Genomic DNA, 13,947 nt, shown 5'->3' with positions numbered 1-13,947 from the left:
TGGAAGACTGAAGCCATGACGTGCTCAGCCAGCCATGAGCCGCAGTGGGTCGGTGGCGGTCGCCACCACCGCACCGCCGAAAGGGATCGGCGGTGATGACCTGTCCGCGCGAGACGCGACGCCCCCTCGAGGGAGGCGTTCGTGTCCCGGCGCCGGACGTTCCCGGTTGCGGTGCCGAAGCCGCGACCTTCCGTGCGATCGGTCGATCGCAGCACTCCCCAGGGGGAAAACAACAATGAAGACTTCAAGAGGCGTACTGATCGCGCTGCTGTCGGGTAGCGCGTTGCTTGCCGCGTGCGGCGGCGGTGGTGGCGGCGGGTCCGGCACCATCGATCCGGGCGCCGAGCCCGATGCGGTGATGCAGGCCATCCTGATCAAGGTGGGCGATCGTGACGCCAGCCTGCTCGACGGTGACCCGCCGGCGCCGACCAGCACCGGCAACGATCCGGTGCTGCAGGCGGCGACCCGGCAGGTCGGGGTCCCGTCCGGCGGCAGCGCGTCTCTGAGCCTGGACTTCGAGACCGGCTCGGCGCTGTCGGCGATCTTCGCCAAGGTGGTCGGCTCCGACCGCTACGCCGAGGTGCTGCTGGGCTCGGAGACGCAGTCGCGCAGCGGCACCAAGGCGCTGGAGACCGTGGTGCTGGACATCGAGGTGCCGTCGAACATCGGTGCCGGCGAGTTCTGCGTGGCGATCAGCGGCCGCGATGCCGAGAACCTCGTCTCCAATGTGGATACCGTCTGCTTCGACGTCGACAATGCCGTCATCGATGCGCTGCAGGGCACGTGGGACTTCGCGTGCAGTCCGGCCGACGACGGCAGCGAGTCCTTCGAGGGCTCGTGGGCCTTCGATGGCACCGATGTCACCGTGACCGAATCGGTCTGGCCCAACGGGTCCTGCCTCGGCTCGCCTGAAGACAGCTACAGCGAGCAGCTCACCGTAGCCGTGGGCGAGCAGGTCCAGGCCGCGGACGGCGAGCCGGCCAGCGAGATCGATATCCGCAACCTGACCGAGGGCGGTTTCTTCTACTCGCTCGTTCGCGTCGACGGCGATACCTTCCAGCTGGCGCGTGCGCCAATGGGTTCCGGCAGCAGCGCGGAAATGCGCGCCGTGTCCTTCGAGCTCAACCGGACGTTTACGCGGCCGACGGACTCGGTCGATCCGGCGTCCGCCTGCTTCAATCCGGTCCTGTGGCAGGACGGCACCGAGTACACCGAGAGCGATCGCGAAACCGAGGGCGGCGCGTTTGTCGGTGAATTCACATCCGACTTCACCGTCTTCACCGATAGCTCTTTCCAGGGCCGCCCAGCTACCCGCGTGTTCGTGCAGGACAGTGGCACCGGGCTTGCCGACGCGAACGAGTACTTCCAGATCGACTTCGAAGTGCCGTCGATCAACGCGATTGCTGACGAGAATCTGCAGGGCATGAACGACGGATTCGTTTCCGATCCGGGTGAGCTCCTGCGCTTTGATCTTGCGCCCGGTGAGTCCTATAGCTATACGTCTACCTATACCGAACTCGGAGCGGAGGTTGGAGACGACGGCACCGCCACGGTGACCTATGTCGGCCGCGAAACGATCACTGTTCCGGCCGGAACCTTCGAAACATGCCGTTTCGATCTGACAACCCCCGACGGCTACCGTGAAACCGAGTGGTTCGGTGTTGGCAATGGTATCGAGATCGCGGGCGAGAATGAGGGGCCGGGAGAACCCGTTACACGTACCGAGCTGCTCTTCGCCGAGATCAATGGCGAACCGATTGGCGAGGCACCGGGTGTCCCCGATGGTGACTTCTCCTCGCTGATGCCGGGAACCTATGCGGCCGCGATCGATGGTGACGAGCAGGCCACGGCCTTCGAGCTGAATGAGGGTGGCGCAGGCACCTGGAGCTTCGGCGAGGACGGCGGGTCCATCACCTGGGAGGTGACCGAAGATGGCGTTCTGATCATCGCATTCTCCGGCGGCGGCACCGAGCGCTACACGCTGACCTCCGGCGACACCTCGGCAGGCACGGTGCTGATCGAGTTCTCGAACGAACCGGACAACGCAACCGGCACCTGGACGCAACTCTAGAAGCTGGAAGGCGGTCCCATCGGCTCCCCGCCCGCGGAAGCCGCCGGGGCCACCCATGCCCGCCCTCTGGCATGGGCTCGGCCGTCCATCCCGCACGAAACGGGTCCGCCATCCGGCGGGCCCGTTCCGGTCGATCCCTCCGCCCGCGATGCGCCGTGACGCGCGAGCGGCCCGCGCAACCGCCCGGGCACGCGGCGCGCTGTTCGACTCCGGGCGAGGTTTCGACTACGTTACAGAGCCATGGTCGTGCGCGATGGCACTGGATGAAGCAGCCGGATCTCAACAGCGTCATCCTGACGCTGTATCAGGCATCCATGACGCCGGAACAGTGGCCGGAAGCCCTGAGATTGGTAAGCGACTTCGTTGGGGGGTGCGCCGCGGCGATGGAGTTCCTCCACCTGCCCACCGGCAGCGTGAAGGTCGCGAACAACCACGGTTACGACGCACAGGGGATTCTCAACGTCCTGGGCAACGATCTGGCCGGGTTCGACCCCTGGTGGCCCTGCGTCGACATGGAGCCTGACAGCGATCTGCATGTCGGCAGCAAGTACGTCCCGGCAGGAACCGTTCGAGCATCGACCTTCTACAACGAGGGCCTGCGCGCCGTCGGGTCGGACTGGTGTGACGTGATGGCAGCGGTGGCGCCGCTGGGCGAAGACAGCACCGGACTGCTGACCGTGTACCGGGACGGCGCTCGCGACGTGTTCAGCCACGCGGACGCGGCGCGCATGCGCGCCGTGCTGCCCCACATCAAGCAGGCCTTCGAGATATGCAGCCGTCTGGATGGTTACGCGATCCGCGAACAGATCACCGGCCGCATCAGCGCCGACCGGGGAGACGCGGTCGTATTCCTCGACCGGAACGGCGGCATCGTCTATGCGAACCCGCTCGCCGAAGCGCTCGTCCGGACGGTGCCCGGACCGCTGATAGCGCGACCGGAGCGCATGCACCTGACGGACGCCGCGGCGGACAAGCAGTTCCAGGCGGCACTCTGGCGCTGCATCGCCAGCATCGATGCGGAGTGGGAGCCGCGCGGCGAAACCGTGCTCTGGCAATACGGCGCCCGGCGCTACTCGGCCTGCCTCACGCCCCACCTGCGGCGGGTACTGGCCTCGCCACTGGCGTTCGAGCGAAGGGAGCCCGTGGTGGCGGTCATCATCCGCGACTTCCGGCCCGACAGCGCCGGAATCGCCGCAAGGATGCGGGACGCCTTCCGTCTGACCGGCGCGGAGACACGCATCCTCGAGCAGTTCCTCGACGGGCTTTCACCGACCCTGATCTGCGAGCGCACCGGGGCCTCGATGAACACCATCAAGTCCCAGTGCCGGGCCCTCTACCGCAAGACCGGGACCGCCAATCAGGCCGCGCTGGTGCGCATGAGCTTCGCGGGCTTCGGCGCCTGAGTCACCACCGGGGACAAGCTCCAGCGGCAGCAACATCTCCTCCGTGGAGCGCCGCGCCGGAACAGCCCCCGCGCCCTCGCGCTGGCCACCGCTTCTCCGGCGCCCGGACCGGCTGGCGCGGCGTTCGAGTCGTACCGGTCCGATGCTGCAGAAATGCACGGGAAAACCACTGCTTGCCATGACCGACGGCGACACGGAGCGTCCTTGCGGGGCTCAGGCGCGGGGTTTTCGACAGCCCCGCGATACGCGCCCTTCCTTTGACACCCCGGCGATAGCCCGCGTATAAGCTCGCGGCCATGAGTACCGCTACTGCCAGCAAGAGCCTGGTCATCGTCGAGTCGCCGGCCAAGGCCAAGACCATCAAGAAGTATCTGGGCCCCGGCTACGAGGTGCTGGCCTCCTACGGCCACGTGCGCGATCTGGTGCCCAAGGACGGCGCCGTCGACCCGGCCTCCGGCTTCGCGATGCACTATCAGATGATCGAGCGCAACGCCAAGCACGTGCGCACCATCATCAGCGCGCTCAAGGATGCCGACACCCTCGTGCTCGCGACCGACCCCGACCGCGAGGGCGAGGCCATCGCCTGGCACCTGGTGGAGTTGCTGCGCGAGAAGAAGGCGCTCAAGGACAAGAGCGTGCAGCGGGTGGTGTTCTACGAGATCACGCAGAGCGAGGTCAGCCGCGCCATCGCGCATCCGCGCGGCATGTCCGACGAGCTCATCAGCGCCCAGCAGGCGCGGCGCGCGCTCGACTATCTGGTGGGCTTCAATCTGTCGCCGCTGCTCTGGCGCAAGGTATCGCCGGGGCTGTCCGCCGGCCGCGTGCAGTCGCCGGCGCTGCGCCTGATCTGCGAGCGCGAGGAAGAGATCAAGGCCTTCGTGCCGCAGGAATACTGGTCGCTGGAGGCGCATACCGGGAAGGATGCGCAGCACTTCACGGCCCGGCTGCTGCGCCTCGACGGCGAAAAGGCCGAGCAGTTCACGCTCACCAACACCGACGACGCGCACTCGGCGCGTGACCGCATCCTGCAGGCCGCTGACGGCCGCCTGCGCGTGGCCAAGGTCGAGAAGAAGCAGCGCCGGCGCAATCCGACGCCGCCGTTCACGACCTCGACGCTGCAGCAGGAGGCGAACCGCAAGCTCGGCTTCGGCTCGACGCGCGCCATGCGCGTCGCGCAGCAGCTCTACGAGGGCGTCGACATCGGCGGCGAGACCGTCGGCCTGATCACCTACATGCGAACGGACTCGGTCAACCTCGCCAACGAGGCCGTCCAGCAGATCCGCGACCTGGTGGGGAGCCAGTACGGCGCCGACTACGTGCCGGAGTCGCCGCGCCACTACAAGTCGAAGTCGAAGAATGCGCAGGAGGCGCACGAGGCGATCCGCCCCACCGACATGCACCGCACGCCGGAGCGCATGCGCGCATACCTCGCCGAGGACCAGCTCAAGCTGTACACGCTGATCTGGCGGCGCGCGGTGGCCAGCCAGATGGCCTCGGCGGTGTTCGACACCGTCAGCGCCGAGCTGACCGCCGGTGACCACGCCTTCCGCGCCAACGGCTCGGTACTGGTCTTCCCGGGCTTCATCAAGGCCTACCAGAGCGGCACCGACGAGCCGGGCGACGATGATGACGACAAGCGGCTGCCCGAGCTGGTCGAGGGCGAGGACGTGACGCTGCACGACATCGCTGCCGACCAGCACTTCACCGAGCCGCCCCCGCGCTACACCGAGGCTTCGCTGGTGAAGACGCTGGAGGAATACGACATCGGCCGGCCGTCGACCTATGCCTCGATCATCGGCACGCTCCAGCAGCGCGAGTACGTGCGCATGGAGGGCAAGGCGTTCTGGCCCACCGACGTCGGCATGATCGTCAACCGCTTCCTGACCGAGCACTTCGGCCGCTACGTGGACTACGACTTCACCGCCCGGCTGGAGGACGACCTCGACGCGGTGTCGCGCGGCGAGAAGACGGTCGAGCCGCTGCTGGCGTCGTTCTGGGAGGATTTCGCCAAGCGCGTCGAGGAGAAGAAGGACCTCAGCCGCGGCGAGGTCAACGAAGGTCGCACCCTGGGCACGGATCCGGTCAGCGGCAAGCCGGTCACCGCCAAGCTCGGTCGCTACGGACCATACGTGCAGATCGGCACCAAGGACGACGAGGAGAAGCCCAAGTTCGCGTCGCTGCGCGCCAACCAGCGCATCGACACCATCAGCCTCGAGGAGGCGATGGAGCTGTTCAAGCTGCCGCGCAACATGGGGACCACCGAGGACGGCACCGAGGTCGTGGTCAATATCGGCCGCTTCGGGCCGTACGCCCGCTTCGGCGACGAGTTCGTCTCGCTGAAGAAGGACGACGACCCCTACAAGGTGACGCTGGCGCGCTGCATCGAGCTGTACGAGGCCAAGCAGGCCGCGCTGGAGGCCGCCACCATCCGGCACTGGCCCGAGGAGAACATCCGCATCGTCAAGGGCCGCTTCGGGCCCTACGTGAGCGAGGGCAAGCTGCGCGCGCGCATCGCCAAGGGCACCGACGCGTCGACACTGTCGCTGGACGACTGCCGCGCCCTGCTCGAGGCCGAGAAGCAGAAGAAGCCCGCGGCCAAGAAGTCCGGCGCGCGGAAATCGGCCGCCAAGAAGAGCGTGGCGAAGAAGAGCGGCGCGAAGAAGGCCGCCGCCAAGAAATCGGCCGGCAAGAAGGCTGCCGGCAAGAAGTCCGCTGCCAAGAAGAGCGCGGCGAAGAAGGCAACCGCCGAGAAGACGGCGGCAGCCACCGACGCACCCTGGGCCGACGGGCCGGGTGCGGCCGACGCCTGACCTGCGGCGCCATGCTGCGCCGTAGCGAGACGATGGCCGTCGACGCGCTGGCGCGCGGCGGCCTCGTCGCCTATCCCACCGAGGGGGTCTGGGGCCTGGGCTGCGATCCGGACAACCCGTACGCGGTCGCGCGCCTGCTGGCGGCCAAGCGCCGCGACGTGGCGCAGGGTCTGATCCTCATCGCCCACGACTTCGCCGCGCTGGCGCCGTGGATCGCGCTGCCGTCGCGCACCGCGGTGCGCCGCGCGCTGGCGACCTGGCCGGGGCCCACCACCTGGCTGTTCCCGGCCGCCGACGACGCGCCCGGATGGATCACCGGCGACAGCGACCGCATCGCGGTCCGCGTCACCGCCCACCGCCCGGCCGCGCGACTGTGCCGGGCGTGGGGCGGCGCGCTCGTATCCACCAGTGCCAACCGCAGCGGCGAGCCGCCGGCGGACGGGCCGACGGCAGTCCGTCGCTGCTTCGGCGCGGAGCTCGACGCACTGCTGCCGGGCCCGCTCGGCGGTCTCGGACGCCCCTCGCAGATCCGCGACGTGCGTTCGGGCTATCTTGTGCGCGCATGAGCGACGCGATCGACCCCGACGCCGTGGCGGATTTCCTGCGCGGCTTCCAGGACCGGCTGTGCGGTGACCTGGAAGCCGCCGACGGCGACCGCGCCTTCTACATCGACCGCTGGGACCGACCGGCCGGCGGCGGCGGCGACACCCGCGTGCTCAGCGACGGCGCCGTCTTCGAGCGCGCCGGCGTGGCCTTCTCGCTGGTGCACGGCGACCAGCTGCCGCCGTCGGCGTCTGCCTCGCGGCCCGAGCTCGCGGGGCGCAGCTTCCGCGCCATGGGGGTGTCGGTGGTCATCCACCCGCGCAACCCCTACGTGCCGACCAGCCACGCCAACGTGCGCTTCTTCGTGGCCGAGGCGCCGGACGCGCCGCCGGTCTGGTGGTTCGGCGGCGGCTTCGACCTGACGCCGTACTACGGCTTCCGCGACGACTGTGTGCACTGGCACGCCACCGCGCGCGATGCCGTGGCGCCCTTCGGCGCGCATCTCCATCCGGCCTTCAAGCAGCACTGCGACGAGTACTTCCACCTCCGGCACCGTGACGAGCGGCGCGGCGTCGGCGGCCTGTTCTTCGACGACTTCAGCGAGGGCGGCTTCGACAACGCCTTCGCCGTCATGCGCGCCGTGGCCGAGGCCTTCCCGCGCGCCTATCTGCCCATCGTCGAGCGGCGGCGCGACACGCCCTGGGGCGAGCGCGAGCGCGACTGGCAGTGCTACCGGCGCGGCCGCTACGTGGAGTTCAACCTGGTCTACGATCGCGGTACGCTCTTCGGCCTGCAGTCGGGCGGTCGCACGGAGTCGATCCTCATGTCCATGCCGCCGCGCGCGCACTGGCGCTACGACTATCATCCCGAGGACGGCAGCCCGGAGGCGGCGCTGCTCACCGACTTCCTCCCGCCCCGCGACTGGCTCTCCGACGCATGACCCTCACCGAGCTGCGCTACCTCGTCAATCTCGAGAAGGAACGGCACTTCGGCCGGGCAGCGGAGCGCTCCTTCGTGTCGCAGCCGACACTGTCGGTGGCCATCCGCAAGCTCGAGGAGACCCTCGACGTCACTCTGTTCGAGCGCAACCGCGGCGAAGTCCGGCCGACACCGGTGGGCGAGCGCATCTGCGCGCAGGCCAAGCGCGTGCTGGCCGAGGCGGCGCGCATCGAGGACCTCGCCAACGAGGGCAAGAACGACCTCGTCGGCCCGGTGCGGCTGGGCGCGATCTACACCGTCGGCCCCTATCTGCTGCCCTACCTCGTCCCCATGCTGCGCGAGACGGCACCGGAGATGCCGCTGATCCTCGAGGAGAACTTCACCGCCCAGCTGCTCGAGCAGCTGCACGCCAACGAGCTCGACGCGGCGCTGGTGGCGCTGCCCGTGGAGAGCAGCCAGCTCCACGTGTGGTCGGTGTTCGACGAAGACTTCATCGTGCTGCTGCCCTGCGGCCATCGCTGGGCCGAGCGCGAGAGCATCAACGCCTCCGAGATGGGCGAGGAGAACCTGCTGCTGCTGGGCCCCGGCCACTGCTTCCGCGAGCAGGTCGTCGAGGCCTGCCCGAAGTGCATCGACAGCAATGCCGAGGGACCGCGCCCGCAGACCGGGTCCAGCCTCGAGACCATCCGCCACATGGTGGCGAGCGAGATCGGCATCAGCGTGCTGCCGCGAAGCAGCCACGAGAACCGGCCCGAGGAAAGCCAGCAGTACCTGGTGGCGCGCCCGTTCGCCGATCCGGTTCCGCGCCGGCGCATCGCGCTGGTGTGGCGCAAGACCTTCCCGCGACCCGAGGCGATCAGGGTGCTGCGTACCGCCATCGTCACCTGCCACATGCGGGGCGTGGACTTCCGCGCCCTGGACGAGCCGCCCGAGGCCTGACCCGGGCGAGCAGCGCCGCGCGCGGCGCGCTAAGCTGGCCGTCACAACGACAGTCGGCCACAGAGCCGGCGACGACGGAGGAGAGACCATGAAGGCATTCCCGGCGCTGCTGGCCGTTGCGCTCACCCTGCCCGCCCTCGCCGAGGGCCCGCCCGCACGCGATGTCGACCGGCTCGGCGACACCCTCACGCCGCTGGGCGCCGAGAAGGCGGGCAACGCCGACGGCAGCATCCCGGCCTGGACCGGCGGCTATCAGCACCCGCGCCCGCCGGACGGCGAGGAGCGCCGCATCGAGCACTACGAGCCCTACGCCTCGGACGAGCCGCTCTACACCATCACCGCCGAGAACATGGCGCAGTACGCGGACATGCTGACGGTGGGGCAGAAGGCCCTGTTCGAGCGCTTCCCGGACACCTACCGCATGCCGGTCTACCAGAGCCGGCGCGGCGGCCATGCCCCCGAGTTCATCTACGAGGCCACGCGCCGCAATGCCGAGAAGGCCTATCTGAGCAACGGCGGCGAGAGCCTCAACGAGGCGGTGACCGGCATTCCCTTCCCGCTCCCGGAATCGGGCAAGGAGGTCATCTGGAACCACAAGCTGCGCTACCGGGGCGAATCGGTGCGCCGCTACAACACCCAGCTCGCGGTGCAGTCGAACGGGCTGTTCACGCCCTACCGGCTGCGCGAGGACGTGCGCTTCCACTACAACAACGACGGCGTCTCGGTCGCCGATCTCGACAACATCGGCATCTACTTCCTGCAGACCGTGGTCGGCCCGCCGCGCCAGGCCGGCAACGTGCTGCTGGTCCACGAGACCCTCGATCAGGTCCGCGAATCGCGCCGCGCCTGGCTCTACAGCGCGGGGCAGCGCCGGGTCCGACGCGCGCCGGATGTCGCCTACGACAACCCGGGCACGGGCTCGGACGGGCTGCGCACCAACGACCAGCTCGACAGCTTCAACGGCGCCACCGACCGCTACACCTGGAAGCTGGTCGGCAAGCGCGAGATGATCATGCCGTACAGCGCCTACAAGCTCGCCGACGACCGCCTGACCTACGACACCATCGCGCAGGCGGGCCACCTGAACCAGGATCTGACCCGCTACGAGAAGCACCGCGTCTGGGTGGTCGACGCGACCCTCAACGAGGGCACCACCCATCTCTACAAGCGCCGCACCTTCTACATCGACGAGGACACCTGGAGCATCCTCGCGGTCGACATCTACGACCGGCGCGACCAGCTGTGGCGCGTGCAGGAGTCGCACACCATCATGCTGGTCTGGGAGGACGCGGTCGCACCGGTGGCGAGCACCGTCTACGACCTGCACGCCGACCGCTATCTGGTCCAGGATCTCAGCAACGAGGAACCGCTGGCCGACACCGACGTCGAATTCGGGGAACGCCATTTCTCGGTCGCCAACCTGAGCAGGACCGCGACCCGCTAGCGAGCATGCCCGCACACCCGCATCCTGACGCATTACTGCAACGGAACCGTCAACTTCCTGAAACCGGGCGCGTGCACTGTGCGCGCCATGTTGCAGGCCGCTGACAGTCCGCTGCGCCGGCCGCTCGGCGCCGCCGCGCGACGCAGTCTCCGCCTCCACGCCCGGTGGATCGCGGAGGCCGTGTCACCCGGCGCGCATCCGGCCGCCCCGCTGACACCCCGCCGCGCGATGACGCTGGCGGCGATGCTGCCGCCGTACGCCGCACTGCAGGCGACCCACCTGGCCGCCTTCGCGCTCGATACCGTGCTGTATCCCCGCGAGGCCCGCACCGATACCGGCGATCCGCTGTTCGTGCTCGGCATCCCGCGCAGCGGCACCACCTTCGTGCACCGCCTGCTGGCCGCCGACGAAGGCCGCTTCACCACCATGCGCACCTGGGAAGCCGTGCTTGCGCCGTCGGTCAGCGAGCGCCGCTTCTGGCAGGCGGCCGGCCGCGCCGATGCCCTGCTGGGCGCCCCGGGCCGGCGCCTGCGCGACGCGCTGATCGCGCACCTCGGAGGCGACTTCGACGCCATCCACGAGACCGGTGCCGACGCCGCCGAGGAGGACTACCTCGCGCTGCTGCCGCTGGCGGGCTGCTTCATCATGGCGCTGGCCTTTCCGGACAACGCCGCGCTCTGGCAACTGGGCGCCCTCGACCGCGAGCCCGATCCGCGCACCCGCGCGCTGCTGCCCGCGGCCTACCGGCGGCTGCTGCAGAAGCACCGCTACGCCAGCGGCGACGGCCGCCAGCTGCTCTCCAAGAATGCGGCCTTCGCGTCGTGGGCCGGCGCGCTCGCCGAGACCTTCCCGCGCGCGCGCTTCATCGTCTGCCTGCGCGAGCCGGCATCCGCGCTGTCCTCGCAGATCAGCGCGGTCGAGCCCGGGCGGCGCCTGTTCGCGGTGGACCCCGACCGGCGCTGGCTCAGCCGGCGCTTCGCCGAGATCTACGCCGGCGCCTACCGGCACCTGGACGAACAGCTCGCCGCGCACCCCGACCGCATGGTGGCGGTCGACATGGCGGACCTGCGCGCAGCGCCCGGCCCCACCCTGAAGGCGGCGCTGGCGCACCTCGACATTCCGGTGAGCCGGCCGCTGGCATCGGCCTTCGCGAGCGCCGACGCGGCCGCCGGCGGCGACAGTCGCCACCGTCACGACACCGGCCCCGGCGACGCGCCACCCCTCGCCATGCTGGCCGCGATGGAAGCCGCCTATTCCCGCATGCGGTCGCGCGCGGCGCGACCGGTGCACCGTACCGAGAACGAGGTGTCCTGACGATGGATTTCGCCTACGGCTCCAGCCACGCGATCGACGCGCCCGGGTTCGCCGACATTGCCGACGCGCCGCCCGCCACGCGTCCGCTGCGCGTGGCCTTCTTCTCCGATGCCGAACCCGAACGCAACGGCGCCGGCAGCTACTACAGCGATCTCATCGCGCAGCTCGACAAACGCATCGACGCGGTCGAGATCTTCCAGCCCACGCGGCGCAAGCGCCTGCTGAGCGGACTCAGCGTGCCGCTGCCCGGCGATCCGACGCAGCGCCTGCTCACGCCCAACGTCCCCCGGCTCTGGCAACGCGTGCGACGCATGCAGCCGGACGTCATCGTGAGCATCACGCCCGGCCCCTTCGGCCTGCTCGGGCTGGCCATGGCGCGGCATTTCGGCAGTGCCTTCATGACCGCGTTCCACACCGAGTTCGAAGCGCTGTCGCGTCTGTACTGGAGCCCGGTATCGCGCGCCATTGCCACCCGCTATCTGACCGGCGTCAACCGGCTGCTCTGCCGCAGCAGCAGTTCGGTGCTGGTGCACAGCGGCCGGCTGGTCGAGACCGTGCGCTCCCTCGGCGCCGGCGACGTGCAGGTGATGGGCACACCGCTGCCCACGCGCTTCATCGACACCCCGGTGGCACCGCCGCGCGGGCGCCTGTCGCAGCTGGTGTTCGCCGGTCGGCTCGCGCCCGAGAAGAATCTCGATGTCATCGTCGAGGCGGCGCGCGAGCTGCCCGATCTGCAGTTCGTGATCGCCGGCGACGGCCCGCTGCGCAAGCGCATCGCGCGCGACACCCGCCGCCTGCCCAATGTGCGCATGGTGGGCTGGCTCGACCGCGAGGCGCTGCGCGAGCTGCTCGATGCCTCCGACCTGCTGCTGCTGCCGTCGCGGCTGGAGACCTTCGGCTCGATCGCGCTGGAGGCGATGGCGCGCGGACGGCCGGCCGTGGTCGCGGAGAACGCCGGCATCCACAGCTGGCACGCACTGCACGACGGACTCATCACGCTGCGTCGCAGCGATCGCCTCGCCGATGCCATCCGCCGCGTCCAGGCGCAGTGCCCGCAGGAACGGCACGACAAGGCCATGCGCGCCCGCCAGGCGGCGGAACGCCTCAACATGGAGACGCTGGCGCACTGGATCGGCCTCATCGACCGCCAGGCTGCATGAGCGGCAGCGGCGCCGCCCCGCCGGCGCGCCTCTCCATCCATGACGTCATGCCGGCGACGCTGCCGCAGGTCGCCGACATCGTCGCGCGCATGCACGCGCACGGCCTGCCACCCGCGACGCTGCTGGTGGTGCCGGGGCACGACTGGGACCCGGCCGGCATCGCGCAGCTCCGCACGTGGCACGAGGCCGGCCACGCACTGGCCGCGCACGGCTGGCACCACCGCGCGCGCCACATCCGCGGCCTGCGCCACCGCCTGCACGCCGCGACCCTCTCGCGCGACGCCGCCGAGCATCTGGCGCTGACCGCCGACGAGATCGCCGCGCTGATGCAGGCCAGCCACGACTGGTTTCCCGCCCATGATCTGCCCGCGCCCGACACCTACGTGCCGCCGGCCTGGGCGCTGGGTGCCATCACGCTGCCCGCCCTGCGACGCCTGCCCTTCGCGCGCATCGAGACCACCGCCGGCATGCTCGACGTCGCCAACGGCCGCACCGAGCACCTCCCGCTGGTCGGCTTCGAGGCCGACACACCGCTTCGCGCCCGTGCCCTGCGCACCTGGAACCGCGGCCAGATCGCGCTGGCCCGCGCCACCGGGCGGGCGTTGCGGGTGGGGATTCATCCGCACGATCGGGCGCTGAAGCTGGCCGATGATCTCGAGGGATTGCTCGCCGAACTGGGGCGGGCGGGGACCGCGCGGGCGGCCTGAGCGCGACGGGCTTGCGGGGGTTGCGCTGCCTGGTTCCGCGCCCGGTATGGCAGCAGGCCGCTGCCGCGAAGCTTCGGATTCTGGTGAGGTTGCGCTTCCCGTTGGTCCCGTTCGTGCTCTCGGGTTCCGCGCCTCGGAGCCTCGGCGCCTGATTCCTCCTCGTTGACCCGGTTGCGCTCCTGGGTTCCGCGCCTCGGAACCTCGGCGCTGCCGAACGTTGCCACTCGATCGGCGCGGGCTACTTTGGTTACGGCCAAAGTAGCCAAAACCATGGTGCCGCACGGGTGGCCTGCCGCGCCGGAGGCGCGGCAGGTGCCCGGCCCGGGAGTCGTGCTCGGGGGCACGGGTGAACAGGACATCCCTGTCCTGGTCACCCTTGCTCGACGTCCTGTCTCGCAGCCCCACTGCGCGCGCCTCCCGGTCCGGCCACCCGTGAAGGCACCCCCTGAACGGCTCGTCGCTTCGCGACATCGCGGCAATGGAGTGGTGCTACTTCTTGGCTTTGGCGATGTTGCGAAGCAACGAGCCGACCATGTCCCCCTTCAGGAGGCGCGGCGACTGATGGTGCGTGGAGGAGGTCGGCCGGCCACGGATGGCCGGCCGAGCCGCGGAGGACA

At 69.8% G+C, this 13,947-nt stretch carries 10 protein-coding genes; all 10 read left to right on the top strand.

Going from position 1 to position 13,947, the window contains the following annotated elements:
* Nucleotides 1–358 precede the first annotated feature (358 nt).
* The 10 genes from KAH28_RS09975 to KAH28_RS09930 all read left to right on the top strand — a co-directional run bounded on the left by KAH28_RS09975 (nt 359) and on the right by KAH28_RS09930 (nt 13,330).
* A complete protein-coding gene (locus KAH28_RS09975; RefSeq protein ID WP_290576174.1) occupies nt 359–2,071 on the top strand; it encodes a hypothetical protein in 1,713 nt (570 codons plus the stop codon).
* A gap of 263 nt (nt 2,072–2,334) precedes the next feature.
* The gene (locus tag KAH28_RS09970) at nt 2,335–3,474 is read left to right on the top strand and encodes a helix-turn-helix transcriptional regulator (RefSeq protein ID WP_290576172.1); all 1,140 of its coding nucleotides are present in this window, start codon (nt 2,335–2,337) and stop codon (nt 3,472–3,474) included.
* A 296-nt stretch (nt 3,475–3,770) separates the two neighbouring features.
* Nucleotides 3,771–6,284, top strand: coding sequence for a DNA topoisomerase I (locus KAH28_RS09965; RefSeq protein ID WP_290576170.1), 2,514 nt, complete (start codon nt 3,771–3,773; stop codon nt 6,282–6,284).
* 11 nt (nt 6,285–6,295) lie between these two features.
* Nucleotides 6,296–6,850, top strand: a complete 555-nt coding sequence (locus tag KAH28_RS09960; RefSeq protein WP_290576168.1) for a Sua5/YciO/YrdC/YwlC family protein — start codon at nt 6,296–6,298, stop codon at nt 6,848–6,850.
* Nucleotides 6,847–7,767 carry an oxygen-dependent coproporphyrinogen oxidase gene (gene hemF / locus KAH28_RS09955; RefSeq protein WP_290576166.1) on the top strand — a complete coding sequence of 307 codons (921 nt, stop codon included), beginning with the start codon at nt 6,847–6,849 and terminating at the stop codon, nt 7,765–7,767. The genes KAH28_RS09960 and hemF overlap by 4 nt, the downstream gene beginning before the upstream one ends.
* Nucleotides 7,764–8,705 (top strand): hydrogen peroxide-inducible genes activator, encoded by a 942-nt coding sequence (locus tag KAH28_RS09950; RefSeq protein ID WP_290576164.1) that lies wholly within the window; start codon nt 7,764–7,766, stop codon nt 8,703–8,705. Before hemF ends, KAH28_RS09950 begins: the two co-directional genes overlap by 4 nt.
* An 88-nt stretch (nt 8,706–8,793) precedes the next feature.
* A complete protein-coding gene (locus KAH28_RS09945; RefSeq protein WP_290576162.1) occupies nt 8,794–10,149 on the top strand; it encodes a DUF1329 domain-containing protein in 1,356 nt (451 codons plus the stop codon).
* A gap of 87 nt (nt 10,150–10,236) precedes the next feature.
* Nucleotides 10,237–11,463: a sulfotransferase gene (locus tag KAH28_RS09940; RefSeq protein WP_290576160.1), complete on the top strand. Its 1,227-nt coding sequence runs from the start codon at nt 10,237–10,239 to the stop codon at nt 11,461–11,463.
* Between the two features lie 2 nt (nt 11,464–11,465).
* On the top strand, nt 11,466–12,623 hold the full coding sequence (locus KAH28_RS09935) for a glycosyltransferase (RefSeq protein ID WP_290576158.1): 1,158 nt from the start codon (nt 11,466–11,468) through the stop codon (nt 12,621–12,623).
* Nucleotides 12,620–13,330 carry a polysaccharide deacetylase family protein gene (locus tag KAH28_RS09930; RefSeq protein ID WP_290576156.1) on the top strand — a complete coding sequence of 237 codons (711 nt, stop codon included), beginning with the start codon at nt 12,620–12,622 and terminating at the stop codon, nt 13,328–13,330. Before KAH28_RS09935 ends, KAH28_RS09930 begins: the two co-directional genes overlap by 4 nt.
* The last annotated feature ends 617 nt before the right edge of the window (nt 13,331–13,947 follow it).

The sequence above is a fragment of the Algiphilus sp. genome (assembly GCF_023145115.1).
Lineage (GTDB): Bacteria > Pseudomonadota > Gammaproteobacteria > Nevskiales > Nevskiaceae > Algiphilus.
This window is presented reverse-complemented; position numbering and strand designations above follow the sequence as displayed.

Bases quoted from the DNA above. Each gene is read 5' to 3' on its own strand.
- KAH28_RS09975 (WP_290576174.1), top strand. From the start codon at position 359: ATGCAGGCCATCCTGATCAAGGTGGGCGATCGTGACGCCAGCCTGCTC.
- KAH28_RS09970 (WP_290576172.1), top strand. From the start codon at position 2,335: ATGAAGCAGCCGGATCTCAACAGCGTCATCCTGACGCTGTATCAGGCA.
- KAH28_RS09965 (WP_290576170.1), top strand. From the start codon at position 3,771: ATGAGTACCGCTACTGCCAGCAAGAGCCTGGTCATCGTCGAGTCGCCG.
- KAH28_RS09960 (WP_290576168.1), top strand. From the start codon at position 6,296: ATGCTGCGCCGTAGCGAGACGATGGCCGTCGACGCGCTGGCGCGCGGC.
- hemF (WP_290576166.1), top strand. From the start codon at position 6,847: ATGAGCGACGCGATCGACCCCGACGCCGTGGCGGATTTCCTGCGCGGC.
- KAH28_RS09950 (WP_290576164.1), top strand. From the start codon at position 7,764: ATGACCCTCACCGAGCTGCGCTACCTCGTCAATCTCGAGAAGGAACGG.
- KAH28_RS09945 (WP_290576162.1), top strand. From the start codon at position 8,794: ATGAAGGCATTCCCGGCGCTGCTGGCCGTTGCGCTCACCCTGCCCGCC.
- KAH28_RS09940 (WP_290576160.1), top strand. From the start codon at position 10,237: ATGTTGCAGGCCGCTGACAGTCCGCTGCGCCGGCCGCTCGGCGCCGCC.
- KAH28_RS09935 (WP_290576158.1), top strand. From the start codon at position 11,466: ATGGATTTCGCCTACGGCTCCAGCCACGCGATCGACGCGCCCGGGTTC.
- KAH28_RS09930 (WP_290576156.1), top strand. From the start codon at position 12,620: ATGAGCGGCAGCGGCGCCGCCCCGCCGGCGCGCCTCTCCATCCATGAC.